Below are 26,552 nucleotides of genomic sequence, written 5' to 3'. Positions count from 1 at the left end.
GCCAAATTTAATAGTAGGTATCGTACAGCTCACCAAGCGCTTGTTTGTCTTCAGCCTCTTGCCGGGTCATACTTTCACCATCGGCATTAATATTACCCATACCATCGTCAAGCATATCAAGCTGGTCTTGATCGTCACTATCATCACTCGATAGCATAATATCAAGGACTCCAACGGCTACTAAGCCTGTTACTTTTAGAACTTTACCCCACATTCCCGTCTCCTATTCATCAAAAAATTTGGCATGCCAAATTTGCTAAGGATTCCTTAGTATCCAGCTTCTATTAAAGCTAAGACAATCTTAGTTTTCAATAGCCAATGTCTCACACTAAGATTGAATACTAACGATGGTTCGCCGCTCCCCAAGCGGTTAAAGCAGGCAAGAAAACGAAAAGGGCTATCTCAGAAGTAACTGGGTATTTTGGCCGGTATGGATCGTTTTGCTGCTTCAGCCAGAATGAACCAGTATGAGCGTGGTGTTCACTCCCCTGATTTCAAAACCGTTATTGCATTGAGCCAGGTGCTGGGCGTTCCAACCGCCTATTTTTATTGTATTGAGGAAGAACTGGCGAGTGTTATTATGGACTGGAAGGCAAGTTGCTAAAAATTTGGCATGCCAAATTCTCAGGTCGATAAAACTAATTGGTAATTGCTCAACTGCCCAAGTATGTATAGGTGATGGATAGTCGCTCATGTCCCAGGTCTTTGCTAATCTGTAATCTGGCTGCTGTGTCAATCGCATGCTGTTCGGCACTCAACGTCTTACGTTTAGGTCCATCATTTGCTGGACACTGCCAGCCAGTCAGCTCCAAGTAACGTTGCCGAGCATAATGATGGCGTAAACCATGATTCTTGTTTAGACCGACACGGGCGGTTTCGCGTTCATATAAGCCGAGTTGTTGGACATAATTGGAAGTAGCTGGTATTAAAGCGGATTTGGTTATGGCAGTGATCTCTTTTAGCAGACTCAGTTGTGACTGAGTCGTTATGTTAACCTCGCGGTACTTACCTCCTTTAGCCCACGAACCTTTAATCCGGATATGATTATTTTGCCAAGCGTAGGAAACATTGAATTTAATAGCTTCTTCCCGACGCAAACCAAACTCCTGCTGCAAACGCAATGAAAGCTTAATAAATTCACATTTGATTTTGCTATGCTTGTCATTATCTAGCTGCTTAGACTTGCCAACAGGGTTGTTGCGAATCGTGGCAATGCCATAATCATCATTATCTCGGGCAACAATATTACGTTTGCCTATCTTATCTGCCAGCCAGCGAATTGCCGCCAGCCTGTTTTTCATTGTTTTGTCGGCAATACCGTCTTGTTGCCATTTTGATACTAGGTAATCAACGTGCTTTGTTTTTAAGCCGCTTGGATCTCGCAATTTAAAGCCACCTTCCAAAAGTTGTTTGGCTGCCAAATTCAAAATGTTACCTCGGCTATTTCGGGTGCTGTAACTGCTTTCTTTATGATGAATATTGACCATCTGATTTAAACGATAACCTAATTGGCTCATGCTTCTTCCTCTATTTGGTGGATTTGAAAGTGCTTTTCAGCAAGAGAGAAAATCAAAACCAAAGATCAGGGGGCATCTGCCAAATAAGGTGAGTTTTAAAGCCACATACGCGGTCGCAACCGGGTATGTTGTCGAATTGACACAAGGGCTGACTGATCTAAAGCAACACAAGCTGAGCTGGTTGGCTTCTGTTGAAGGCAATACCAGACTACGGTGGTTTTGATTACATTGGGGTTTGGTCTTTTAGACCCGTTGCTACGAACGTAGCGCCTCGGAAGCGTGTTGTGGGCAGCAGATAATGCGCCCTTTTTACTTTTGCTCTTAGCGAGCGGTTTACGAGCAAAAGATAACACATCGATCAGGTATTTCAACAAAAAATTTGTATCCCTGATATGGCCCCAGCATTTTTAACAGCAGATTCTGTTGCAAGGCATCATGAGCAATGGCCTTGCGTAGCGACTCTCCGAGTCGTCCCTACCTTGGCAGTAGGGACGACTCAGACCAGTGAACATATAAAAATCTCCTCAATTTTTTAACTTTCTATCAGTTATTGATATACTGTATATATGATCAGTATTAATGGTTTTTAAATTTGCTTTGTTAAAACGATGGGGGCATAATGGCGCCAAATTGGCGCCATTTATTGGGTGTTGTATGAATAAACTGTGTGAAGAAGGTCGAATTAGTTTGCGATTAGCTAAGGAACTTTTTGAGGCGATTGATCGATTGAGAGCTGTCAGGCCAGGGAAGATATCTAGGAACACTTGGATTGCAGAAGCAGTAATTGAGAAGTTGGAGCGTGAAAAGAATAGTCAAATTAGGAGTGAAGAATAATGCGCACTTTCTATGAGTTTTTTGCCGGAGGAGGAATGGCTAGGGCCGGATTTGGTGATAAATGGGACTGCCTTTTTGCCAATGATTTTGACCCCAAAAAAGCTAGTAGTTATGTATCAAACTGGGGAAGTGCCGATATGGTTTGTAGTGATGTGGCAAAATTGACTACTGAAGACTTACCGTCAAATGCGGACGTTGCTTGGGCTTCGTTTCCTTGTCAGGACCTTTCATTAGCTGGTGCCGGAGCTGGATTAAAGGGGGAGCGCTCAGGCACTTTCTGGCCATTTTGGAATCTTATGCTGTCTCTAAAAGATGAAGGAAGAGCACCGAAAGTAGTTGTATTAGAAAATGTTTGTGGAGCACTAACCTCTCATGATGGAAAAGATTTTTCTGAAATATGTAGCGCTCTGAGCAGCGCAGGCTACAAATTTGGTGCTTTAGTTATTGATGCTGTTCATTTTGTACCGCAGTCTAGGCCTAGGCTCTTCATTATAGGGGTAGAACAAAAAGTTAACATTGCTCCTGACCTAACCATGCAAAACCCCAACCCAGCTTGGCATTCTCCAGCCTTGATAAAGGCATATGAAAAAGTTCCTTCACCTATTAAATCTCAATGGATTTGGTGGAATTTACCAAATCCACCATTGAGAGAAATCAACTTCTCAGACTTGATCGAAGAAAATCCAAATAACGTTAGCTGGCACTCCCGAATAGAAACAGAAAAAATTCTCGGGATGATGAATAATTTGCATCGTGAAAAAGTACGAAGAGTTCAGGATTTGGGAGTACTTAAAGTAGGAACAATATACAAACGTACTAGACCTGATGGATACGGTGGTAGGGTTCAACGGGCAGAAGTTCGGTTTGATGAAATAGCTGGTTGCCTGAGAACGCCAAGTGGTGGATCAAGCCGGCAACTAATTATGGTAGTTGAAGGCGAAAACATAAGAACTAGATTGCTTTCACCAAGAGAAGCTGCAAGATTAATGGGGCTCAGTGATGATTATTGTCTTCCTGAAAAATATAATGACGCATATCATCTTGCTGGTGATGGAGTAGCGGTTCCAGTAGTAAGGTTTTTAGCTGAGCATATCGTTGAAAAATTAGTTCCATCTCGTTTGAGTACGACAGACAGAGCAGCATAAAGTTATGGATTTAAAAGAAAAACTATTTGATTTCTGTAAGAAAAAAAAGTTTAGGCAAAAAGGCCCTCTCAGCGTGGCGTTGGTTGTCACACAGCATGCAAAGAAGCTGGGGATACCTCTCAATCCAGACTCATTGCTTACAGAAAAAGGCGGCCAAGTTTTAGGGCTCGGAAAGTCTGCTGTCCAAAGTATTTTGAAAAGGCATGGAATCGAGCGTGTATTAGCTGCAGAGGGTGGGCGGACCAGCCGTGGTAGCATTGGTAATATGAGAGATTATATTGATTTTCTTAACTCACTCAATGGCTTGACGAATGAGGAACTACAATCTATTGAACTATTTTGGGTTGAGCGAGTTCATGAGTTTTTCGCGGGAAAGCCTTTTAAAATCAGACTTGATTCCTCTAGAAGCCTTCGGACTTTAGTACGAGATGTGATAGCACAAGCTGAAGAACGCCAGAAGAATAGCCCCGGGATGCAATATGCTGGTGCCGTACTTCAGCATTTTGTTGGCGCAAAATTAGATTGTGCACTTGGAGCTGGTATGTTTGAGCATAATAGTTTTTCAACTTCAGATGCTCAGTCGGGTAGAGTTGGTGATTTTTTAATTGGCGATGTTGCTATACATGTAACAACTGCTCCTGGTGAAGCTGTTATTAGGCGCTGTAAAGACAATCTAGATGATGGTTATAGACCAATCATAGTGACTAATCAACGGGGATTGTCAGCGGCTGAGGTTCTAGCTGAGAATGCTGGTTTAGGGGAGCGTATTGATGTGTTTGAAGTTGAGCAATTTGTAGCATTGAATCTTTACGAAATAGGAAAGTTTGCCTCTGAAGGACGAAGGGTCGCGGTAAACGACTTGGTGGATCGTTATAACCAGATTGTCGATGAAGTAGAGACTGATCCTAGTCTAAAGCTTGAAGTTAGACGTTAAAACAACCCTGCTTCGTCAAAATGCTACTCATTAGCTTTAGTATGTAAGTCAATAATCCCCAAACCACTTCGTTCAAATCCAGTAAAGCCATAAATCGGAACCCCACGTGGTGGGGCCCCCTTGCTGCGCAACCCTGCGGGCGATTTATAGCTTGACTGGCTTTTCTCTGCGTAGTGCATGTTGGCCATGTGGTATGGCGGGCCTGTAGGCGGCAAGCGCCTAAAGGCTCACCAACCACATATCCATAAGGGGCTAACATGACAAAATCTGAGTTTATTAAAAGAGCTAAAAAGACAAGTTTTGACCAAATAGTCAGGAGTGAAGAACCTGTTAGTCAGGTACTGTTAACTCAGGTACTAACCACAGACCGGTGTTACTTAGTTAAATCAGGTGAAAAGCATCAGTTCTGGATAACCCGCAACAACAAGCTGTGTCTGGTTACTTCAACGCTGAAATCAAATTTTTGTGTGGTAGCTTAAACCAAACAATGGGAAGGGGAGACAGATATAAATATCTTAAACAACTGATACTTAAAATCTTTCCCTGTTTCCCTATTTTCCCAATTTAATTGTTAAAGCCACAGGCTCGGTAACGATTCCATTGCCTCTTTGCGTTTGCTTTCAATAATGTCGGCATATATCTGAGTCGTTTTAAGCTCGGAATGGCCGAGGAGTTTTGATACGGTATAGATATCAGCGCCGTTAGTTAGTAGTCTTACTGCAAAGGTATGGCGGGCACAGTGAAAAGTAATATGCTTGGTGATTCCTGCACGAAGCATCCACTGCAGAATTGCGACGTTTGTATACGTTGAGTATTTAAGCCCCTTGAATACCCTTGTCTCAGGTGCTTCCGGTTCACCCATGAGTTTAATGGCGTCTTTCGGCAGATCCAAATATTGAAGTTTTCTGTTTTTCTTGTGGTTGAATGTGATCCTGTTCACGCCATCACTTATAAAGACATCCTGCCATTTTAGTTTGTGGATATCGCTCCAGCGAAGGCCTGTAGTACACCCAAAGAGAAAAGCGCGTTTTAGTACGTCGTAGCGGCAATCAGCCTGATAAGCGGCTCTCAGTTCATCCTCAAGTAAGTACTGCCGTTTATTTTGCTCTGGCTTAATAGTTTTAACTTCATTAACAGGGTTTCGGCGAATGATCCCCTCGTGAAATGCTTGGTTTAGCGCCGCTCTTACTTTGTTAAAGTACGTAGATGCTGTATTGGAAGATAGTTTTTTACCAGATTTAGTAACAGCTGTTGTTGTCAGGTAAATTCGGAAGTCTTGTAGCAATGTTGTATCAAAGTTGGCAAAGGACAATTGGTGGCCATCGGAAAAGCGCTGTAAATGAATCAGAACTGACTCCCAAATGGATACGTTGGATTTGCCATCAGTTTTCCTTTTTTCCTCGATAATTTGCTGCATATAGTCGATGAAGCTTTGTTGTTGTTTGGCTTCGTCTTCAAAGTGATACTTGTTATTAGCTAGGTCAACAATTGCCTGAGCCTGAATACGCTCTGCGAGTTCCAAAGTCTTTTTATTGTAATCTCGCTGAGCCTTATCTTTGGGTGTGGCATAGATGAACAGGTCTAAGGATTGGCGCTTGCGCTTTTTAATGCGCTTACCTGATTCGTCGGTATAGGAACCATAGTTACGGGTTAATAGCAGTTGTTGACGACCGGCACGATCTGCTGGTTTTTTCTCAATTGATAACTTCATATGTTACTCCTGTGTAGTGGGCCACTGGTGGCCCACACAAACACAAGTGGTGGGCCATCTAAGGCCCACTTTTAGCAACTATAGGAAAGTAAGGAAAGAGATTTTTAAGTTTAAATATATGAATATATTAGAAATATTTCCTTTTGTTGGATGATTCTTTCCTTTGTTTTACCTCACTATTTTCCGATACAAAAACTGGAAAAAATTCTACCCAGTAAATCATCTGAACTAAATTCGCCGGTAATTTCATTCAGGTGCTGTTGGCTTAGCCGCAGCTCTTCGGCCAGAATTTCGCCGGCGATAAAGCTATGCAGTTGCTCCTGGCCTATTGCCAGATGCTCAGCGGCGCGGTCCAGCGCATCTAAATGGCGACGGCGGGCCAGAAAGCTGCCTTCGGTACTGGCATCAAAGCCAATACAACGTTTCAGATGTTCACGCAGCGCATCAATACCGGCACCGGTTTTCGCGGATAGCGGATAGACAGGTACGGCGGCCAGTTCGTCCGGTTGCAGACTTTCGCCGGTCAGATCGGCCTTATTGCGGATCACGGTAATGCCTAAGCCTGGCGGCAGGCGATCGATAAACTCCGGCCAGATAGCATGGGGATCGGTATCAGCAGTGGTGGTGCTGTCGACCATAAACAGTACCCGATCTGCCTTGGCAATTTCCTGCCAGGCGCGGGCAATGCCGATTTGCTCTACCTGATCCTCGGTATCACGCAAGCCGGCGGTATCGATAATATGCAGTGGCATACCGTCGATATGAATATGTTCGCGCAGTACATCGCGGGTGGTACCGGCAATCTCAGTAACAATGGCAGCTTCGCGGCCGGCGAGGGCATTCAGTAAGCTGGATTTACCGGCATTCGGTCGCCCGGCGATGACCACCTTCATTCCTTCGCGCAGAATACTGCCCTGGGTGGCTTGTTTTCTGACCTGTGCCAAATCGTCGATAATCTCGGCCAGATCGGCGGCAACCTTGCCATCAGACAAGAAATCGATTTCTTCATCCGGGAAGTCAATGGCGGCTTCGACATACATCCGCAGGTGAATCACTTTCTCGACCAGCTGATGAATGCGCTTGGAAAACTCACCCTGTAACGATTGCATGGCGCTGCGTGCGGCCTGCTCGCTGCTGGCGTCAATCAGATCGGCTATGGCTTCGGCTTGTGCTAGGTCGAGTTTATCGTTTAAAAATGCGCGTTCTGAAAATTCACCGGGACGGGCAATACGCACATTCGGTTGGGCTAATACTTGCTTTAGCAGCATATCCAAGAGTACTGGCCCACCGTGGCCTTGTAGTTCAAGAACATCTTCGCCGGTAAAAGAGTTTGGGCCAGGAAAGTACAGGGCGATACCTTGATCCAAAATTTGCTTGTTAGCGGCATAAAAGGGCAGGTATTCGGCATAGCGCGATTTTGGTAGCTTGTGTAGTATGGCGTTTGCCACAGCCTTGGTGGCAGGGCCTGAGATACGAATAATTCCAACACCGGCGCGACCGGGGGCAGTAGCTAAAGCGGCGATGGTATCGGTATTAAACATACTAACCTCAATGTAATAAAAGCTGTTAAGCAAAAAGCCTGCTGCGCGAGGCAAACAGGCTTAGTGGTGGCTATTTATTGACAGTAAATAGCGTATTAGGCTTTACGGGTATGTATGCCTTTCTTTTCCATACCTTTATAGATATACAGCATCTGAGCCAGCGAAATCAGGTTACTGACTAACCAGTACAGTACCAGACCACTTGGGAACCAGAAGAAGAAGATTGAGAACGCTACCGGCATCCACATCATCAGCTTCTGTTGCAGCGGGTCTGTTACCTGCATCGGCGTCAGCTTTTGCATCAGGAACATACTGATACCAAAGAGTACCGGCAACACATACAGTGGGTCTTTTGCCGACAGGTCAGTGATCCACAGCATAAAGGGGGCGTGACGTAACTCGACACTCTCGACAAATACCCAGTATAACGCCAGGAAAATTGGCATCTGGATCAGCATCGGTAAGCAACCGCCCATCGGGTTTACTTTTTCTTTGCGATACAGTTCCATCATCGCCGGGCCCATCTTCTGGCGATCATCTTTGTAGCGCGCCTGCAGCTCTTCAATCTTCGGCTTCAGGTTGCGCATCTTGGCCATGGACTCGTATTGGATCTTGGTCAGCGGATACATCAGGCCCTTCACAATCAGGGTGATGATGATAATGGCGACACCCCAGTTGCCAACAAAGCCCTGAATAAAGGTCAGTAACCAGAACAGTGGTTGTGAAATAAACCACAGGAAACCGTAGTCGACGGTCAGATCCAGACCATTCGCCAGCTGTGCCAGATTATCCTGATCTTTCGGGCCGGCATAGAATACGGCGCTAAGGGTCAGAGTTTGACCCGGATCGATATCCACGGCTTCACCGCGGGCACCAATCACACCCTTGTTGCCACCATGCACCAGGCTGTATAGCTGGTTATTGCTATTGGCATCGGGGATCCAGGCAGAAACGAAATAGTGTTCCAGCATGGCAACCCAACCACCCTGGGTGCTAATTGCCAGGTTGGTCTTTTGCATATCGCTGAAATCATACTTTTTGTAGCGCTCGCTGCTGCTGCCATAGGCGGCGCCGCGGTATATCGGCATAAACATGCTGCTGCTTTCACCGTTATCGATGTTTTGCAGCAGGTGTTGGTAAGGTTGTACCGTTTTCACTTCATTGCTGTTGTTGACCAGCAAATATTCTACCCGGACATCATAACGGCCAGCGGTAAAAATAAAGCGTTTTTCAATTTGCAGGCCATTGTGGTCCAGATATAAAGGCACCACCAGGGTATCACCGCTTAAGGTAAACTCAGTGGCATCAGTACGGTACAGGGCGCGGCTACCGCTACGATCCGGACCATCACGGGCGGTTAAACCAGATTGGGCCACATATTCAAAGCCACCAAGCTGGCGCATTAACACGTAAGGTTCTGCGCTGCCTTTAGTCAGGGCATATTGTGGTAAAGTCAGGCCCACAATATCGCCGCCACGGGTGTCGATTTCCAGCTCCAGCACGTCGGTACGCACTTTCACCCGACGGGCAGTGGCTTCCGGTTGCACGGTCTGGCGTGGTCCTTCGTTGCTATCAACAAATAACGACGCAGAACTGCTGTCAGCGGCGGCTTGTTGCTGCTGTTGTACCTGCGGGACAGCCGGTTTAGGGCCATAATCTTTTTGCCATTCCTGCCAGAGGAAAAAACTGACGATTGCCAGGGCAATTATTAGAAAACTGCGTTGTGAATCCATGTGTTAGCTTTTCTCATTATGCTTATCAGGAACGGGATCTTCACCGCCCGGGTGAAGCGGATGGCATTTTAATATGCGTTTACCGGCTAACCAAGCCCCTTTCACGGCACCAAAGCGTTGAATCGCCTCGATCGCATAGTGCGAACAGGTGGGGTGAAAACGACAGCGTGGCCCCAGTAACGGGCTGATCACTAACTGATAGCCACGCACTAAACCCAGCATTAACCAGATGACAAAGCGGTGTATTGGCGAGCGATCTTCTGCCATAGCCGTTCCAGTTGTTTTAGTAATTCATCATTCGGGGTGTTACTGATATCCCCCTTTACCATGAGTACCAGATCAACAGCAGGAAGCTGGTGCTGATGCAAACGAAAGCTATTCCGCACACAACGTTTGATACGGTTGCGCTGTACGGCTAATTTAACACGTTTTTTAGCGATAGTAAGGCCAATTCGCGGCTGCGTTAACTGATTTGGCTTAGCAAGGATGGTAAACAGGGGAGAAGCAACCCGAAATGGGTTCTGGAAGACATTATCAAACTGACTGGGAGTTAACAGTCTTAACTCCCGGCCGAATTTGTAGCTGACCACGCAGCGTTTAACCGCCAGCTTAGGCAGTTAAACGTTTGCGGCCTTTAGCACGACGACGTGCTAATACCTGACGACCATTTTTAGTGGCCATACGGGCACGGAAACCGTGGTTGCGCTTGCGTTTTAACACGCTTGGTTGAAACGTTCTTTTACTCATAATTTCATCCGTCCGGTCGAAATATTTACTAAGGTTACCTGTGTTTTAGCAAATACACCAAAACGCAGCTGACAAAAATGAGCGCGAATTTTAAGTAGTTCGGTGGTGAAAGTCAATGCGATCCTCAGTTAAATATCCGATCTTCGGCTGATAGATCCTTGGCGATCCAAAGTTTTCCACAGGCTGCTGTCGTTAAATAGAACAAATTGTGAGTTACTTTTGTTTTTAACCAGAAATCACAGCTGTCTATGCGATCTATTCTGAAATAGAATAAGGCTAATAAATTTATAAAATACAGTTGTTTAAGTTTGTTTTCTTTTTCTCGCGGCTTTTTTTAAAAAGTCAATATTGCAGTTGTGGATAAGATAGTACGATAATGCGGTTTTGGCGTTTTACACCAGCCTATATCATTAATCATAATTCAGGCTTCAGGAGAGACGGTGTACCAGTCCGTTTGGCAAAATTGTTTGCAGGCATTGCAGGCAGAGCTACCCGCGCAGCACTTTAGTATGTGGATCCGCCCACTACAGGCCGACAGTTCAGCTGATGCGCTGACCCTTTACGCACCTAACCGTTTTGTGCTGGATTGGGTTCGGGAAAAGTACCTGAACCGGATCCTGGAGCTGATCCGCGATTATTGCGGTGATAATGCACCGCGGCTACGCTTCGATGTTGGCAGCAGCAATCAACAGCATAAAGTCACCGCGCCTGGCCCGGCTCTACAGAAAGTAGTAGCCGAAACGCCGGTTGCTGAGCCAGAGGTGCCTGAACCCGCCCCGAAAAGCATAGTGCGCTCTAATGTGCGCACTAACTATACTTTTGCCAACTTCGTTGAAGGTAAGTCGAACCAGCTGGCACGGGCCGCTGCGTCGCAGGTGGCAGATAATCCCGGTACAGCCTATAACCCGCTGTTTATTTATGGCGGTACTGGTTTGGGTAAGACCCACTTATTACATGCGGTAGGTAACGGTATTCTGGCGAAAAAGCCTGATGCCAAGGTGATCTATATGCATTCTGAGCGCTTTGTGCAGGATATGGTGAAAGCGCTGCAGAATAACGCTATCGAAGAATTTAAGCGTTACTATCGCTCGGTTGATGCCTTACTGATTGACGATATCCAGTTTTTTGCCAATAAAGAGCGCTCGCAGGAAGAATTCTTCCATACCTTTAATGCCCTGCTAGAAGGTAATCAGCAGATCATTCTGACCAGCGATCGTTATCCAAAAGAGATCGACGGGGTGGAAGATCGGCTGAAATCCCGTTTTGGCTGGGGTTTGACGATTGCGATCGAGCCGCCAGAGCTGGAAACCCGGGTCGCGATCCTGATGCGAAAAGCGCAGGAAAACCAGATCCGCTTGCCGGAAGAAGTGGCGTTCTTTGTCGCGAAACGGCTTCGTTCCAATGTTAGGGAATTGGAAGGCGCCTTAAACCGGGTGATAGCCAATGCCAACTTTACCGGCCGGCCCATTACCATTGATTTTGTGCGCGAAGCGCTGCGTGATTTGCTGGCATTGCAGGACAAACTGGTCACCATTGAAAATATTCAGAAAACGGTAGCCGAGTATTATAAAATCCGGGTGGCGGATTTATTATCCAAGCGCCGTTCCCGCTCGGTTGCTCGGCCGCGGCAAATGGCGATGGCGTTGGCGAAAGAGCTGACTAACCATAGCTTACCGGAAATTGGCGATGCCTTTGGTGGCCGTGACCATACTACGGTATTACATGCTTGCCGCAAGATTGAGTCTTTGAAAGAAGAAACTCATGAAATTAAAGAAGATTTCCAAAATTTAATTCGTACTTTGTCCTCTTAACAGGGTGTTGTTATGCAATTTCTGATCAACCGTGACGCTTTACTTAAACCATTACAAATGGTCTCTGGTGCCATTGAGCGGCGGCATAACCTGCCGATCTTATCCAATGTGCTGCTGGACGTTACGGCTGATACTTTGTCGCTGACCGGAACCGATCTGGAAGTCGAGCTGGTGGCCAGCACCGAGCAGCTACAGATCCAAAGTCCGGGCCGGATTACCGTGCCGGCAAAAAAACTGCTGGATATTTGTCGCAGCTTGCCGGAGCAAAGTGATATTCAGGTCGCGGTACAAGGCGAGAATTGTGTTCTGACCAGTGGTAAAAGTAAGTTTACCTTGTCGACCCTGAGTGCTGCCGAGTACCCGAATTTAGAGAGTTGGCAAGGCGAAGTTGAGATTAACCTCAGCCGGCAGCAACTGCGTAAGTTATTAGAAGACACCGCGTTCTCGATGGCGAATCAGGACGTGCGTTATTATTTAAATGGTTTGTTGTTTGAAGTCGACAACGGCACCTTAACGGCAGTGGCCACTGATGGTCACCGACTGGCGATGAGCACGCTGGCGTTACCTGCTGTTAGCGGGCAACAGAAGCAAATTATTATTCCACGCAAAGGTGTGTTGGAGATTATGCGCTTGCTGGCCAATGACGAGCAGCAAGTCAGCCTTAGTTTAGGGCAGAATCATATCCGTTTAACCGACAGCAGCTTTAGTTTTAGCAGTAAGCTGATTGATGGCCGCTTCCCGGACTACCGCCGCGTCTTGCCACGTAACAGCACTAAGCTGGTGACTGCGCATCGTGCGGTGTTAAAGGATGCCTGTATCCGGGCGTCCATTTTATCGAATGAAAAGTATCGTGGCGTGCGTTTTACGCTCAGTAATCACGAAGTCCAGATCGTTGCTAATAACCCTGAGCATGAGCAAGCGGAAGAAGTGATTGAAGTTGAGTATCAGGGCGACACTCTCGAGATAGGCTTTAACGTCGGCTATTTGCTGGATGTATTAAATACTCTGGCGACCGATTTGGTGATCTTGCATCTGAATGATGCGAATTCCAGCGCCCTGATCGAAGGGGTCGGCAACAATGGCGCGGCCTATGTTGTGATGCCGATGCGTCTCTGATTTTATTCCGTTATGTCGCTGCTATTGCTGCAGGCGCAACAATTTCGCAATTTTGCGGAACTCAGTTTGCAGCCACATCCACAATTTAACCTGTTGGTTGGTGAAAACGGCAGCGGTAAAACCAGCTTGCTGGAAGCGATTTATTATCTGGCACATGGCCGCTCTTTTCGCACCAGCCGCCATCAGCGCTTAATTCAGCATGATGAGCCGGCCTTTGTATTGCATGCCAAAGTCAGTAGTGCGGAGCAAGTACATAGTATTGGCATTCAGCGAGAACGGACTGCCGATTTACAGCTGCGCTTAAATGGCTCTGCCCAGTGTCGTCTGGCGGATATTGCTGAGTTGTTGCCGGTGCAGTTGTTAACGCCGGACAGTTTTAAGTTGTTTTTTGGCGGACCTAAGGAGCGGCGGCAGTTTTTTGATATGGGTGTGTTCCACGTGGAACAACATTTTTTTGCCGTCTGGCTGCAGTTTAGTCGGGTGCTTAAACAACGTAATGCGCTATTAAAGCAAAGCCGCCAGTATAACCAGCAATTTGAATACTGGGATGCGCAGTTTGTGCAACTGGCCTGGCAACTGCAGGCGCTGCGGCAACACTATATTAGTTTGTTGCAAAATGCTTTTGCGGCACTAACCGATCAGGATAGCTTGCTGTCGACAGTGAGCTTACAGCTTTATGCCGGCTGGCCGGAGAAGCTGCAGACTAGTGCTGAATTGCAGGAGTTGTTAAGCCAAAGTTTTCAGCAAGATTTGCGGTTGGGTTTTACCCAGTATGGGCCGCAGAAAGCCGATCTGCGACTGCGTAGCGCCGGCCACTCAGTTGAAGAAGTATTATCCCGCGGCCAGCTAAAAGTGTTATTATTTGCGCTTAAAGTTGCCCAAAATAACCTGATCGCAGGGAGTGGGCTAAAGCAGCCGATACTATTGATTGATGATCTGGCGTCGGAACTCGACCCCGGTTCAACAAAAAAGATTTTTGATTTTTTAACTAATATTAATTCACAGGTTTTTATAACTGCAATTAATGCTGACCAGGTGACACCCTTTATTGCTGCCGATTGCCGGCAAGTGTTTCACGTGGAACATGGTCAGATAACCAGCACGGACAGATAACGATGGCCGAAGAGCATAACTACGATTCCTCCAGTATTAAAGTATTAAAAGGTCTGGACGCCGTCCGGAAAAGACCAGGGATGTACATCGGTGACACCGACGATGGTACCGGTTTACACCATATGGTGTTCGAGGTAGTGGATAACTCTATCGACGAAGCCCTGGCTGGCTACTGCACCGATATCTGGGTTACCATCCACAGTGATAACTCGGTCTCGGTACGTGATAACGGCCGTGGCATTCCTACTGATATGCACGAAGAAGGCGTGTCTGCGGCCGAAGTTATTATGACGGTACTGCATGCTGGCGGTAAGTTTGATGACAACTCCTATAAAGTGTCTGGCGGCTTACACGGTGTCGGTGTTTCAGTGGTTAACGCCCTATCGGATGTGTTGGAACTGACTATCCGTCGTAAAGGGCAGGTACACAGCCAGATCTATCATCTGGGTGTACCGCAAGCACCATTAGCCGTAATTGGCGAAACGGAGGGCAGTGGCACGGCAATTCGCTTCTGGCCAAGCCCGACCATCTTTTCTGATATCAATTTCCACTATGACATTCTGGCGAAGCGGTTACGGGAGCTGTCATTCCTGAATTCCGGCGTCAGCATTATTCTGACCGACGAGCGCACGGATAAGACAGACCACTTTAAGTACGATGGCGGTATTGAAGCCTTTGTGCAGTACTTAAACCGCAGTAAGACCAGTATTCACCCTAAGGCGTTCTATTTTACTGATCAGCGCGAAGACGGCATTGCGGTTGAAGTGGCAATGCAGTGGAACGATAGCTATCAGGAAAATGTATTCTGTTTTACTAACAATATTCCACAGCGTGACGGTGGTACTCACTTAGCCGGTTTCCGCGGTGCTTTGACGCGGGTACTGAATACCTATATCGATCAGGAAGGCTACGCCAAGAAAATGAAGGTACAAGCCTCGGGCGACGATGCCCGTGAAGGCTTAACCGCAGTGATTAGCGTTAAGGTACCGGATCCAAAATTCAGCTCACAAACTAAAGATAAACTGGTTTCCAGCGAAGTACGCTCGGCAGTAGAAAGCGTTATGGCGGAAAAGCTGAACGAATATCTACTGGAAAACCCGGGTGATGCCAAGATTATCGTGGGTAAAATAGTGGATGCCGCCCGTGCCCGTGAAGCGGCCCGTAAGGCCCGCGAAATGACGCGTCGTAAAGGCGCGCTGGATATTGCTGGCTTACCCGGCAAATTGGCGGACTGTCAGGAAAAAGACCCTGCCTTATCTGAACTCTATATCGTCGAGGGTGACTCTGCGGGTGGTTCTGCCAAGCAGGGCCGCAACCGGAAAAACCAAGCCATCCTGCCACTGAAAGGTAAGATCCTGAACGTGGAAAAGGCGCGCTTCGATAAGATGCTATCGTCGCAGGAAGTCGGCACCTTGATTACAGCCTTAGGCTGTGGCATCGGCCGCGAAGAATATAACCCGGATAAAACCCGTTATCACAGTATCGTACTGATGACCGACGCCGACGTCGACGGTTCACACATCCGTACCTTGTTACTGACCTTCTTCTATCGCCAAATGCCCGAACTGATTGAGCGTGGCTATATCTATATTGCGCAGCCACCACTGTATAAAGTTAAAAAAGGCAAGCAAGAGCAATATATCAAAGACGAACCGGCGCTGGTGCAGTATCTGACCGCGCTGGCACTGGATGAAGCCTCATTACATGTGAACGAGAATGCGCCGGGGATCAGTGGTGAAGCGCTGGAAAAACTGGTGCAGCAGTATCATAAGGTGATGGCGGTCATCGATCGCTTAAGCCGCAAGATCCCGGTTAACCTGTTAACCGAGCTGATCTACGTTACCGGTTTAACTGCCGAACTGATGAAAGACCAAACCGCTGTTGAAGCCTGGGTAAAAACTCTGGCCAAGCGTCTGGATGATAAAGAAGGTGACGGTTCAATCTACAAGTACGCTGTGATTGAAGACCGTGAGCGCCACCTATTCCAGCCGAAGGTGATTATCCGTCAGCATGGTATCGATAATGAATATCTGCTGCATCACGACTTTATTAGCTCTCGGGATTACCTGAGTCTAGTTGCACTGGGTGATGAAATTCGTGACCTGATTGAAGAGGGTGGCTATATCCGCCGTGGTGAAAAGGTGAAGCCGGTAGAAACCTTTAAAGACGCCCTGGATTGGTTAATGACCGAGTCCAAGCGTGGTCTCTACATTCAACGCTATAAAGGGCTGGGTGAAATGAACCCGGAACAACTGTGGGAAACCACCATGGATCCGCAAAACCGCCGCATGTTGCAGGTAACCATTGAAGATGCCATTGGCGCCGATCAATTGTTTGCCACCCTGATGGGGGATCATGTTGAACCAAGGCGCGCCTTTATCGAAGAGAATGCGCTGTACGTCGCTAACCTCGACGTCTGATAAAAATTTAACGGGGGCAGCTTTGCCCCCTTAGTCATTTAAAGTGAGTCTGTTGCGCCATGCATAAGTACGATATTAAAACCTTTCAGGGGCTAATTTTAGCCCTGCAGGATTACTGGGCACGCCAGGGCTGCGTTATCGTGCAGCCGCTGGATTTAGAAGTTGGCGCCGGTACTTTCCATCCGATGACCTTTTTACGTTCTCTGGGGCCAGAGCCGACTAACGTCGCTTACGTGCAGCCATGTCGCCGGCCAACTGATGGCCGTTATGGCGAAAATCCCAACCGGCTGCAGCATTACTACCAGTTTCAGGTGATCTTAAAGCCGTCACCAGACAATATTCAGGAGCTGTATCTGGGCTCGCTGCGCGAACTGGGGATCGATACCCTGGTACACGATATCCGCTTTGTGGAAGATAACTGGGAATCACCGACACTGGGTGCTTGGGGCCTGGGTTGGGAAGTGTGGTTAAATGGCATGGAAGTAACGCAGTTTACCTACTTCCAGCAAGTGGGTGGCCTGGAGTGCCGTCCGGTAACCGGCGAAATTACCTATGGCTTAGAGCGCCTGGCGATGTATATCCAAGGTGTGGATTCGATCTATGATCTGGTATGGACCGACGGCCCCTTGGGGCGGGTAACCTATGGCGATGTGTTCCATCAGAATGAGGTCGAGCAATCGACCTACAATTTTGAGCATGCCGATGTAGCCGCCTTGTTTGCCTACTTCGACCAGTGTGAAAAGGAAAGCCAGTATCTGATTGAACAAGGCCTGGCGTTGCCAGCCTATGAAAAAGTGATGAAAGCCTCACATGCTTTTAACTTGCTGGATGCTCGTCATGCCATCTCGGTAACTGAGCGTCAGCGCTATATTCTGCGGGTTCGCACCCTGGCCAAGGCCTGTGCGCAGGCTTACTATGATGCCCGCGAAAAACTGGGTTTCCCGCTTTGCAAGAATCAGAGCGCCAAGCAGTCGGAGGCGAACTAATGCGTTCACAAGATTTTCTGGTTGAAATTGGTACCGAAGAGTTACCACCAAAATCGCTAACCACTTTGGCACAAGCCTTTGCCAACAATCTGCAAGCCGAACTAGCCAAGCAGGAGCTCAGCCATGCTGAAATCAGCTGGTATGCGGCACCACGCCGCTTAGCAGTGCGGATTAATCAGTTAGCCGCAGCCCAGGCCGATAAAGTGGTAGAAAAGCGCGGGCCAGCACTTAGTGCGGCCTTTGATGCCAATGGCAATCCGACTAAGGCTGCCGAGGGTTGGGCCGCTGGCTGTGGCATTACGGTGGCGCAGGCTGAGCGTTTAGAAACCGATAAGGGCGCCTGGCTATTATGCCGGCAACAGCAACAGGGGCAGGCGACGGTCAGCTTGCTGCCGGAAATGGTCAGCACAGCATTAGCCAAACTACCTATTGCCAAGCCGATGCGCTGGGGTAGCTCAGATGCCGAATTTATCCGGCCGGTACATACCATTATTATGCTGTATGGCGAGCAGGTAGTGCCTGCCACCATTCTTGGCCGGCAGAGTAGTAATCAGACCTATGGCCATCGCTTTCATGCGCCGGCGCTGGTTAGTATCAAAGATGCCGATGCCTACCTGCCGACACTGGAACACGCCTATGTAGTGGCTGATTTCGCTAAGCGCAAAGCCTATATCGCGGAGCAGGTGCAAGCGACCGCTCAGCAGTTACAAGCACAGCCGCAATGGGATGACGCCCTGCTGGAAGAAGTCGCGGCGCTGGTCGAATGGCCGGTAATACTGGTAGGTAGCTTTGAAGAAAGCTTCCTGCAGGTGCCGGCTGAGCCGCTGATCTCGACGATGAAGGATAATCAGAAGTACTTCCCGCTGCGGGATAGTCAGGGCAAGTTACTGAACAAGTTTATCTTTGTGGCCAATATCAGCAGCAAGGATCCACAGCAAATTATCTCTGGTAACGAGAAGGTGGTACGGCCACGCTTATCGGATGCGCAGTTCTTCTTTAATACAGACCGCAAGGTCAAACTCGCTGAGCGGTTAGACAGTTTAAAGACGGTACTGTTTCAGCAGCAGCTGGGTACGTTGTTTGAAAAATCGGAACGAATCAGCCAGGTAGCCGGCTTTATTGCCGCTAAAATTGGTGCCGATCAGGCCGCCGCTGCCCGTGCCGGCTTATTATCCAAAACCGATCTGATGACCAATATGGTCGGCGAATTCCCGGAAGTGCAAGGCATTATGGGTATGCACTATGCCCGGCTGGATGGCGAAGCGGAAGCAGTAGCCTTGGCGCTGAACGAGCAATATATGCCGCGTTTTGCCGGTGACCAGTTACCCAGCCGTCTGGAAGGGGCGGCGGTGGCTATCGCGGACAAACTGGACTCACTGGTCGGTATTTTCGGCATTGGTCAGATCCCGAAAGGTGATAAGGACCCGTTTGCGCTGCGTCGCGCTGCTATCGGTGCCTTACGCATTATGGTGGAGCAACAGCTACCCTTGGATTTAACCGACCTGATTGCCGTTAGTCAGCAAAGCTTTGGCAGCAAACTGACCAACCCGCAGGTAGCCAGCGAAGTATTGGACTTTATGCTGGGCCGCTTCCGCGCCTGGTATCAGGACGAAGGCTATAGCGTCGATGTGATTCAGGCGGTACTGGCGCGCCGGCCAACTAATCCGGCAGACTTTGATCGCCGGGTTAAAGCGGTAGCACAGTTCCGTAAGCTGGATGCAGCAGCAGCCTTAGCGGCTGCCAATAAACGGGTGGCTAATATCCTGGCCAAAGTAGACGGTGATATTGCCACCACGGTAAATACCGCTTTACTGCAGGAAGAGGCCGAACAGGCACTGCATAGCGCAATAACGGCTGAGCAGGCTTATCAGGCCGGTCAGCATAGCTATGCCGAAGCCCTGGCGCACTTGGCCTCAATGCGTGAGGTTATTGACCAGTTCTTTGACAAGGTAATGGTAAACGCCGATGACGCTGCCGTACGGGCTAACCGCCAGGCGCTGTTAAAGCAACTGCGGGAGTTGTTTTTGCAGGTCGCGGATATTTCACTGTTACAGTAATATTTTGATAAATAATAAAAAAGCCAGCTGTAATGCTGGCTTTTTTATTATGTTACCCAACATAACACAAATAACGTGGTTGCCTCAATCCGGTGCCGGCTTGCACCGATTTAAAGCAAAGCTTTGCTTGGCTGTGGTACGAAGTATGATATTTATATAATAAAATCAATCAGATAATAATATGGCATTGTTTGTGCTTTTATTTTGTCAACAACACCAGCGCAGACTGGTGCTGAACCTAATTTGAATTGAGGTGTAAAGCTCTGCTTTGCACGGGCAACGAGGCCCACGACAAAACTGCCTGCTGGCAGCTTAGTCGTGGGCTTTTTTTATCGGCAAAATTTGTTGTTCGCTTCGGCTAACAAGGGCTTTAAGGACTTAGACATGCAGCAGACAAAACACATTCTGGTGATTGGCAATGGTATGGTGGGGCACCATTTTGTTGAGCAACTGCGCGCCAAAGACCCACAGGCAAACATTACCGTGTTGTGTGGTGAGGCGCGGCTGGCTTACGACCGGGTGCATTTATCCGGCTACTTCAGCGGCACCAGTGCAGAGCAACTTGCTTTAACGACAGAAGAGGCTTATCAGGCGGCCAATATTCAATACCGCCTAAATTGCTGGGTGGAGCAAATCGACCGTGACCAGCAGTTGGTCATAACCCGTCAGGGCGGGCAGTTTTACTATGACAAGCTGGTGCTGGCAACCGGTTCCTATGCTTTTGTACCACCAATTCCCGGTAATGAGCAGCCGCATTGTCTGGTGTACCGTACGCTGCAGGATTTAGATGCGATAGCGCAAAGTGCGGCCCAAAGTAAAGTCGGTGTAGTAATAGGCGGTGGTTTGCTCGGGCTGGAAGCAGCAAATGCGCTAAAACAACTCGGCTTACAAACTCATGTGGTGGAATTTGCACCACAGCTAATGGCTGTGCAGCTGGATCAGGCTGGCGGCCAGATGTTAAGCCAGAAAATTACCGAGCTGGGTGTGCAGGTACATACCGGCAAAGCCACTCAGGCGATAGTTGCTGGCGCAGAGTGCCGTTATCAGTTGCAGTTTGCCGATGGTGAAAGTTTAGAGACAGATTTAGTGCTGTTTTCCGCTGGCATCCGGCCTTATGACCAGTTGGCGCGCAGCTGTGGTTTAGCTGTGGGGGATCGGGGCGGAATAGTCGTTAACGATCAGTGCCAGACGTCTGACCCACATATTTATGCCATAGGTGAATGTGCCTTATGGCAGCAAAAGATTTTTGGTCTGGTAGCACCTGGCTATCAGATGGCGCGTGTGGTGGTAAGCCAACTGACAGCTGGCGGGCTGAGTTTTACCGGCGCTGATATGAGCACCAAGCTAAAACTGCTGGGTGTGGAAGTGGGTTCTATTGGCGATGCCCATGCCAGAACGCCTGGCGCGTTAAGTTATGTGTTTACCGATCCGCGTGCTCAGGTCTACAAAAAAATGGTGGTAAGCAAAGACGGCAAACGCCTGCTGGGTGCTGTGCTGGTCGGCGATACCAGCAACTACGACAGTCTGCTGCAATACGCTTTAAACGATATGTTGCTGCCAAAACAGCCGGAGCAACTGATTTTACCAGCAGCGTCCGGCGCAGCTGTGGCCGCTTTAACTTTACCCAACAGCGCCACCATTTGTTCCTGCCATAACGTGGCTAAAGGCGACATAGTGGCGGCTATGGACAGTGGTTGCTGCGATTTAGCCAGTATCAAAAGCTGCACTAAGGCCAGTACAGGTTGTGGTGGTTGCACTGCTTTGCTCAAATCCGTAGTGGATGACGAGTTAAAAAGCCGTGGGGTTGAGGTGAAAAATCACCTCTGTGAACACTTTGCTTATTCCCGTCAGGAATTGCTGCATTTAGTTCAGGTGGGCGGTATTAAAACCTTTGCCGAACTGTTAAGCCGCCACGGTCAGGGTTTGGGCTGTGATATCTGTAAGCCGACTGTGGGCTCTATTCTGGCGTCGAGCTGGAATGATTATGTGCTGAAAAAACCTCATGTGGGTTTGCAGGACACCAACGATACCTTTCTCGCCAATATGCAAAAAGACGGTTCTTATTCAGTGGTGCCGCGTATTGCCGGTGGCGAAATTACCGCAGAAAAACTGCTGGTGATAGGTCAGGTCGCTTTGGATTTTAATCTCTATACCAAAATTACTGGTGGGCAGCGTATCGACTTATTTGGCGCCCGTTTAGAGCAGTTGCCTGCCATTTGGCAGCGTTTGGTTGATGCGGGTTTTGAGACCGGCCATGCCTATGGCAAGTCGCTGCGTACAGTCAAATCTTGTGTCGGCAGCACCTGGTGTCGTTATGGTGTGCAGGACAGTGTGACACAGGCTATCGCTATCGAAAACCGTTACAAAGGCTTGCGTGCGCCGCACAAAATTAAAATGGCGGTGTCGGGTTGTACCCGTGAATGTGCTGAGGCGCAAAGCAAAGACATCGGCATTATTGCCACCGAAAACGGCTGGAACCTGTATGTTTGTGGTAACGGCGGTATGAGGCCACGCCACGCCGACTTATTTGCCACTGACCTCGATACCGACACTTTAATCCGCTATATAGACCGTATTCTGATGTTTTACATCAAAACTGCCGACCGTTTGCAGCGCACCTCGGTCTGGCTGGAAAAGCTGGACGGCGGGCTGGAGTATCTGCGCAAAGTGATTATTGACGATCAACTGGGTATAGCGCAGGAGTTGGAAAACCAGATGGCTGCGCTGGTGAATACCTATGCCTGCGAATGGCAGGCCACGCTGGACGACCCGCAGGCGCTGAAACGTTTCCGCCAGTTTGTTAACAGCCCGCAGCCGGATCCCAATATCGTTTTTGTCGAAGAACGGGCGCAGATCCGCCCGGCGACAGCAGAAGAAAAACGCCGGTGGCAGCAACAAATTCCTGTTACCCAGCTTTCTACGTCAGAGCTGCCTGCCACAGCTTTAGCAGAGGAGAAATAATATGGCCTGGACTGATATTTGTGCTTATGAAGATTTAGTTGAAAACAGCGGTATTTGCGCTTTGTTCAATGGCTGCCAGGTGGCGGTGTTTTTGCTGCAACAGCAGGGCAGGCAGGAACTGTATGCTATTGGCAATTACGATCCTGTCGGCGGCGCTAATGTTTTGTCGCGGGGCATTGTTGGCTCTGTCGGTGAGCAGATAGTAGTGGCTTCACCTTTGTATAAACAGCACTTTAACCTGAGCACAGGCCAGTGCTTAGAACAACCTGAAGTGGTGCTGCCTGTCTATGCGGTGAAACTGCAGCATGGCAGGGTATGGCTGCATGCCCAACAACAAAAGCAACAGGCATCAGCTGCCTGATTAACAACCAGACAGCAAGGGCTGGTTAAAAAGGTAAAGGACAAGGCTAAACATAAGGGTAAGTATGATGAGTGTTATAAGCTACTTTCTGCGTTCACCACTGGGCCGCTCAGTTATATCAGGCTGGAACTGGCGTGACGCTGACACCGGCCAGTTAAAACCCGCAGGCAAAGGCCGGGTGGTACTAATTGGTGCCGGGCCTGGTGATCCTGAGCTGTTAACGGTTAAAGCGCAGCGTTTATTGCAGCAGGCCGATGTGCTGTTGTTTGATAGTTTGGTTCCGGCTGAGCTGTTGGCGATAGCGCCACGGCGTTGCAAAAAAGTATTTGTTGGTAAAAGAGCGGGCCGCCATGCTATGTCGCAGCAAGACATAAACCAGTTGCTGGTAAAGTATGGCCAGCAAGGTGGTTTGGTGGTGCGGTTAAAAGGTGGCGACCCGGCGATTTTTGGCCGGGTATCAGAAGAAGCTGCAGCGTTGCAACAAGCCGGTATTGCCTTTGCCATAGTGCCGGGCGTGACCAGTGCCTGCGCGGCTTCGGCCTATTGTGGTATTCCGCTTACCGCCCGCGGCAGTGCCACGTCAGTGCAGTTTTTAACCGCGCAGTTTGCCGACCCTGCCAAACAGCCGGACTGGTCTGGTTATCAGTACAGAGCCAATGGCTCTAACCCGACGCTGGTGGTCTATATGGGCTTAAACCGTTTGCAGCAATTGTGTGCTGGTTTAGTGTCAGTTGGCTGGCCGGACAATACCGCTATAGCGCTGCTGGATCAGGTCAGTACTGCCCAGCAACAGCAACTGCAGGGCACGCTGGCTGATATTGACCAGCGTTTAGCGGCCAATCCGCTATGCGGGCCGACATTGATTGTGATTGGCGAGGTACTACACCAGCGTATGACGGTAGATTTGAGCTTACTGCAGACCACGGCTGTCGCCTAGTTTGCTAGCAACCATAATATAATCAGGCATTGCAGCAGGCAGCAACTTTGCCAGAACCACAGCGGATGAAGTTCTATCAGGCTTTGCGGTGCCTGAAACTTCGCATTGGGATGGCGTAAATCATATAAAAACTCAGACAGGGCCTGATAACGCAGGCTGGGGTCGGGCTGCAAGGCTTTTTCCAGTGTCCGGTCCAGCCAGGCGGGTAGCTCGCTATTGGCAGATAACACAGACTGATACTGTAGTTTTTTCTGCGCTTTTAAACTTCTGCGCCGGGCAACCTCAGGCCCGTAAGGAAAGCGCCCCGACAGCAACTGATAGGTTAATACAGCCAGTGAGTACAGATCTGAGCGCTCACTGCCTGGTGCACCTAAAAAATACTCGGGTGCGCAATATAAGGCAGTGCCGGGAATATCGCCGGCCACTTCGTCATCTGGCTGTAAACCGGCCAGCCGTGCTGCACCAAAGTCGATAATTTTAACGCTGCCCTGTGGCGTAACCATGATATTTTCCGGTCGTAAATCCTGATGCAATATTTCGCTGCGGTGCAAAGCCTGTAAGCCTTTGCCAATTTGTTCTGTCAGCGTGCGTATTTGTTCCAGAGTGGCTTTGGGGTGGTCGAGTTGCCATTGGCGCAGGGTTTGGCCATCAATATATTCAAATAGCGTATACAGCGCTGTGCGTGGCCTGTTGATGCTGGCCGGGCGCAATACATAAGCACTGTTAACCCGTTTTGCTATCCATTCTTCGCGCAACAGCCGCTCCAGATAATCGGGCTGTTCGGCCAAATCAATCGACGGTGCTTTTAGCACCAGCAGTTTTGCTGTTTCGCTGTCCTGCACCAGATACACATGGCTGCGGCTGCTTTGTTGCAGTGGCCGTATTATCTGCAGGCCGTCAAGGGTATCGCCTTGTTGCAATAGCGGTGGCAATGGCAGTTGCTGATCGATACAAGCCGGTAAACTGCTGTCTGCCGGCAGGGCGTTAATACGCACCAGTTGCAGCGTAATATTATCTTTGCTGCCAGCGGTTAAAGCGGCGTCGGCCAGTTGCTGTGCCAGCGTTGATAAATCTGCTTGTTCTGGTCCAAGTAACGCCATTAGCTGCGGCTGTGGTAACACTTCAAATAAGCCATCTGTCGCCAGCAGAAATACATCCCCTGCCAGCAATGGCAGGCTGTGGTAATCGGGTTCCAGCACTGCGCCGGCTCCAAGCGCCTGGCTTAAAAAACTGCTGCTGCCACGCCATACCCGGTGATCCCGCGTCAGTTGTTCCAGTTGCCGGTTACGCCACAGATAAATCCGGCTGTCACCAACATGCAGCAAATGTGCATGGCGTTGCTTTAGTATCAGCGCACTAAAAGTGCAGACATAACCTTTATCCGGATCGGCAGCAAAAGGGCCATTGCGGTTTTGTGCATATAACCAGTTATGGCTGGCCTTTAACACCTGCAAGGCGGCATGCGGCACCGACCAGGCATCGCTGGTACAGTAGTAGTCGCTGAGAAAGCTTTTCACTGCGGTTTCGCTGGCAATCTGGCTAACGGTACTGGTGCTGATACCATCGGCCACCGCCAGCACTATGCCTTTGTTACTCAGCTGTGGTTCTGTGGGCAGACAGGCGCCATACCAGTCCTGATTCAGCGCTTTGCGGCCAGCACTGCTGTACTGGCCGATGGATACTTGCAATGACATGGTCAGACTTTGGCCAGATCTGCAGTGTTGCGGCTTGCTGCGGTCGTCACCAGATTACGTTTAGGCGCAGTTTTATAGTGCGTGCTGTACAGCGTCAGGCCGGTAAAAGCCAAACCGCCAACCAGATTGCCAAGCGCCGTAGGTATTTCGTTCCAGATCATATAATCCATAATGGAGAAATCACCGCCCATCATCATGGCGAAAGGAAATAAAAACATATTCACCACCGAGTGCTCAAAACCCATAAAAAAGAACAACATAATTGGCATCCACATGGCAATGGCTTTGCCGCTGACATGGGTGGAGATCATCGCGCCAACCACCCCCATCGACACCATCCAGTTACATAACATGCCACCCAGAAAAATGGTCAGCCAGCCCGCAGTGCCATGTTCGGCATAACCTAAGGTGCGCGCCTCACCGACATCTGCCAGTTTGTCAGCCACAGCCCCCGGCTCGGTATTAAAGCCCATCGTTAGCACAAACGCCATCATAGCGGCCACCGTTAAAGCGCCGGCAAAGTTACCGCTAAATACCAGGCCCCAGTTGCGTAACACCCCTTTTACCGTGACACCGGGGCGGCGGTCCAGTAAGGCCAGTGGTGTCAGCACAAAAACACCTGTCAGCAAGTCAAAACCCATCAGATACAACATAATAAAACCGACCGGGAACAACATAGAGCCAACTAAAAATGACCCCGTTTGCACGGCAACAGTTATCGCAAATACCGCCGCCAATGCCAGAATCGCGCCCGCCATATAAGCGCGGATCAGGGTATCGCGGGTAGACATAAAAATTTTTGCTTCGCCGGCATCGACCATTTTGGTCACAAACTCGGCTGGAACTAAATAAGCCATGGGTTCACCTTTTTCCGTTATGTTTAGTTATTCAGCTGCTGTTTTTTGCACAACAAAAAAGGCGTCCGGATCATGCT

The 26,552-nt window shown here is 48.9% G+C and carries 22 protein-coding genes; 12 read left to right on the top strand and 10 right to left on the bottom strand.

What is annotated here, in order from left to right:
- Positions 1-7: 7 nt before the first annotated feature.
- Positions 8-214 (bottom strand): hypothetical protein, encoded by a 207-nt coding sequence (locus tag AEST_RS00230; RefSeq protein WP_008606197.1) that lies wholly within the window; start codon positions 212-214, stop codon positions 8-10.
- Between the two features lie 216 nt (positions 215-430).
- Here AEST_RS00230 and AEST_RS17545 point away from each other — a divergent pair, with 216 nt between their 5' ends.
- Positions 431-604, top strand: a complete 174-nt coding sequence (locus AEST_RS17545) for a helix-turn-helix domain-containing protein (protein WP_008606196.1) — start codon at positions 431-433, stop codon at positions 602-604.
- A gap of 49 nt (positions 605-653) precedes the next feature.
- Here AEST_RS17545 and AEST_RS00220 read toward each other — a convergent pair whose 3' ends face one another.
- On the bottom strand, positions 654-1,517 hold the full coding sequence (locus AEST_RS00220; RefSeq protein ID WP_008606195.1) for a phage integrase N-terminal domain-containing protein: 864 nt from the start codon (positions 1,515-1,517) through the stop codon (positions 654-656).
- An 833-nt stretch (positions 1,518-2,350) separates the two neighbouring features.
- Between AEST_RS00220 and AEST_RS00205 the strand changes: the two genes are divergently transcribed.
- Positions 2,351-3,496, top strand: coding sequence for a DNA cytosine methyltransferase (locus AEST_RS00205; protein ID WP_008606194.1), 1,146 nt, complete (start codon positions 2,351-2,353; stop codon positions 3,494-3,496).
- A 4-nt stretch (positions 3,497-3,500) separates the two neighbouring features.
- Entirely contained in the window at positions 3,501-4,430 is a 930-nt protein-coding gene (locus AEST_RS00200; RefSeq protein WP_008606193.1) for a DUF4928 family protein, read from the top strand.
- Positions 4,431-5,001: 571 nt separating this feature from the next.
- Here AEST_RS00200 and AEST_RS00195 read toward each other — a convergent pair.
- The 6 genes from AEST_RS00195 to rpmH all read right to left on the bottom strand — a co-directional run bounded on the left by AEST_RS00195 (position 5,002) and on the right by rpmH (position 10,162).
- Positions 5,002-6,141, bottom strand: coding sequence for a tyrosine-type recombinase/integrase (locus AEST_RS00195; protein ID WP_008606192.1), 1,140 nt, complete (start codon positions 6,139-6,141; stop codon positions 5,002-5,004).
- A 176-nt stretch (positions 6,142-6,317) separates the two neighbouring features.
- Entirely contained in the window at positions 6,318-7,682 is a 1,365-nt protein-coding gene (gene mnmE / locus AEST_RS00190; protein ID WP_039924753.1) for a tRNA uridine-5-carboxymethylaminomethyl(34) synthesis GTPase MnmE, read from the bottom strand.
- Positions 7,683-7,777: 95 nt separating this feature from the next.
- Entirely contained in the window at positions 7,778-9,415 is a 1,638-nt protein-coding gene (yidC, locus tag AEST_RS00185) for a membrane protein insertase YidC (protein ID WP_008606190.1), read from the bottom strand.
- Positions 9,416-9,418: 3 nt separating this feature from the next.
- The gene (yidD, locus tag AEST_RS00180; protein ID WP_008606189.1) at positions 9,419-9,682 is read right to left on the bottom strand and encodes a membrane protein insertion efficiency factor YidD; all 264 of its coding nucleotides are present in this window, start codon (positions 9,680-9,682) and stop codon (positions 9,419-9,421) included.
- A complete protein-coding gene (gene rnpA / locus AEST_RS00175; RefSeq protein ID WP_008606188.1) occupies positions 9,637-10,005 on the bottom strand; it encodes a ribonuclease P protein component in 369 nt (122 codons plus the stop codon). Before rnpA ends, yidD begins: the two co-directional genes overlap by 46 nt.
- A 19-nt stretch (positions 10,006-10,024) precedes the next feature.
- On the bottom strand, positions 10,025-10,162 hold the full coding sequence (rpmH, locus tag AEST_RS00170) for a 50S ribosomal protein L34 (protein WP_008222343.1): 138 nt from the start codon (positions 10,160-10,162) through the stop codon (positions 10,025-10,027).
- Positions 10,163-10,602: 440 nt separating this feature from the next.
- Here rpmH and dnaA point away from each other — a divergent pair, with 440 nt between their 5' ends.
- From dnaA to cobA, 9 genes are all read left to right on the top strand, one after another.
- A complete protein-coding gene (gene dnaA, locus AEST_RS00165) occupies positions 10,603-11,973 on the top strand; it encodes a chromosomal replication initiator protein DnaA (protein ID WP_008606186.1) in 1,371 nt (456 codons plus the stop codon).
- 12 nt (positions 11,974-11,985) lie between these two features.
- On the top strand, positions 11,986-13,089 hold the full coding sequence (dnaN, locus tag AEST_RS00160) for a DNA polymerase III subunit beta (RefSeq protein WP_008606185.1): 1,104 nt from the start codon (positions 11,986-11,988) through the stop codon (positions 13,087-13,089).
- A 12-nt stretch (positions 13,090-13,101) separates the two neighbouring features.
- Entirely contained in the window at positions 13,102-14,202 is a 1,101-nt protein-coding gene (recF, locus tag AEST_RS00155) for a DNA replication/repair protein RecF (RefSeq protein WP_008606184.1), read from the top strand.
- Positions 14,203-14,204: 2 nt separating this feature from the next.
- Positions 14,205-16,622, top strand: coding sequence for a DNA topoisomerase (ATP-hydrolyzing) subunit B (gene gyrB, locus AEST_RS00150; RefSeq protein ID WP_008606183.1), 2,418 nt, complete (start codon positions 14,205-14,207; stop codon positions 16,620-16,622).
- A gap of 59 nt (positions 16,623-16,681) precedes the next feature.
- On the top strand, positions 16,682-17,608 hold the full coding sequence (gene glyQ / locus AEST_RS00145; RefSeq protein WP_008606182.1) for a glycine--tRNA ligase subunit alpha: 927 nt from the start codon (positions 16,682-16,684) through the stop codon (positions 17,606-17,608).
- Positions 17,608-19,665, top strand: coding sequence for a glycine--tRNA ligase subunit beta (gene glyS / locus AEST_RS00140; RefSeq protein WP_008606180.1), 2,058 nt, complete (start codon positions 17,608-17,610; stop codon positions 19,663-19,665). Before glyQ ends, glyS begins: the two co-directional genes overlap by 1 nt.
- A gap of 384 nt (positions 19,666-20,049) precedes the next feature.
- The gene (gene nirB / locus AEST_RS00135) at positions 20,050-22,626 is read left to right on the top strand and encodes a nitrite reductase large subunit NirB (protein ID WP_008606178.1); all 2,577 of its coding nucleotides are present in this window, start codon (positions 20,050-20,052) and stop codon (positions 22,624-22,626) included.
- A gap of 1 nt (position 22,627) precedes the next feature.
- On the top strand, positions 22,628-22,987 hold the full coding sequence (gene nirD, locus AEST_RS00130) for a nitrite reductase small subunit NirD (protein WP_008606173.1): 360 nt from the start codon (positions 22,628-22,630) through the stop codon (positions 22,985-22,987).
- A 67-nt stretch (positions 22,988-23,054) separates the two neighbouring features.
- Positions 23,055-23,924 (top strand): uroporphyrinogen-III C-methyltransferase, encoded by an 870-nt coding sequence (gene cobA / locus AEST_RS00125; RefSeq protein ID WP_039924724.1) that lies wholly within the window; start codon positions 23,055-23,057, stop codon positions 23,922-23,924.
- On the opposite strand, the gene AEST_RS00120 is transcribed toward cobA, so the two are convergent.
- Together AEST_RS00120 and AEST_RS00115 are read right to left on the bottom strand one after the other, a co-directional pair.
- Positions 23,921-25,618: a bifunctional protein-serine/threonine kinase/phosphatase gene (locus tag AEST_RS00120; protein WP_008606170.1), complete on the bottom strand. Its 1,698-nt coding sequence runs from the start codon at positions 25,616-25,618 to the stop codon at positions 23,921-23,923. The two genes, cobA and AEST_RS00120, sit on opposite strands and share 4 nt — an antisense overlap.
- A gap of 2 nt (positions 25,619-25,620) precedes the next feature.
- Positions 25,621-26,475 (bottom strand): formate/nitrite transporter family protein, encoded by an 855-nt coding sequence (locus AEST_RS00115; protein ID WP_008606169.1) that lies wholly within the window; start codon positions 26,473-26,475, stop codon positions 25,621-25,623.
- Positions 26,476-26,552: the final 77 nt, after the last annotated feature.

It is taken from the genome of Alishewanella aestuarii B11, assembly GCF_000280055.1.
Classification (GTDB): Bacteria; Pseudomonadota; Gammaproteobacteria; order Enterobacterales; family Alteromonadaceae; genus Alishewanella; species Alishewanella aestuarii.
Note: the sequence above shows the minus strand (reverse complement) of the source record. Positions and strands in the feature narration are given on the sequence as shown.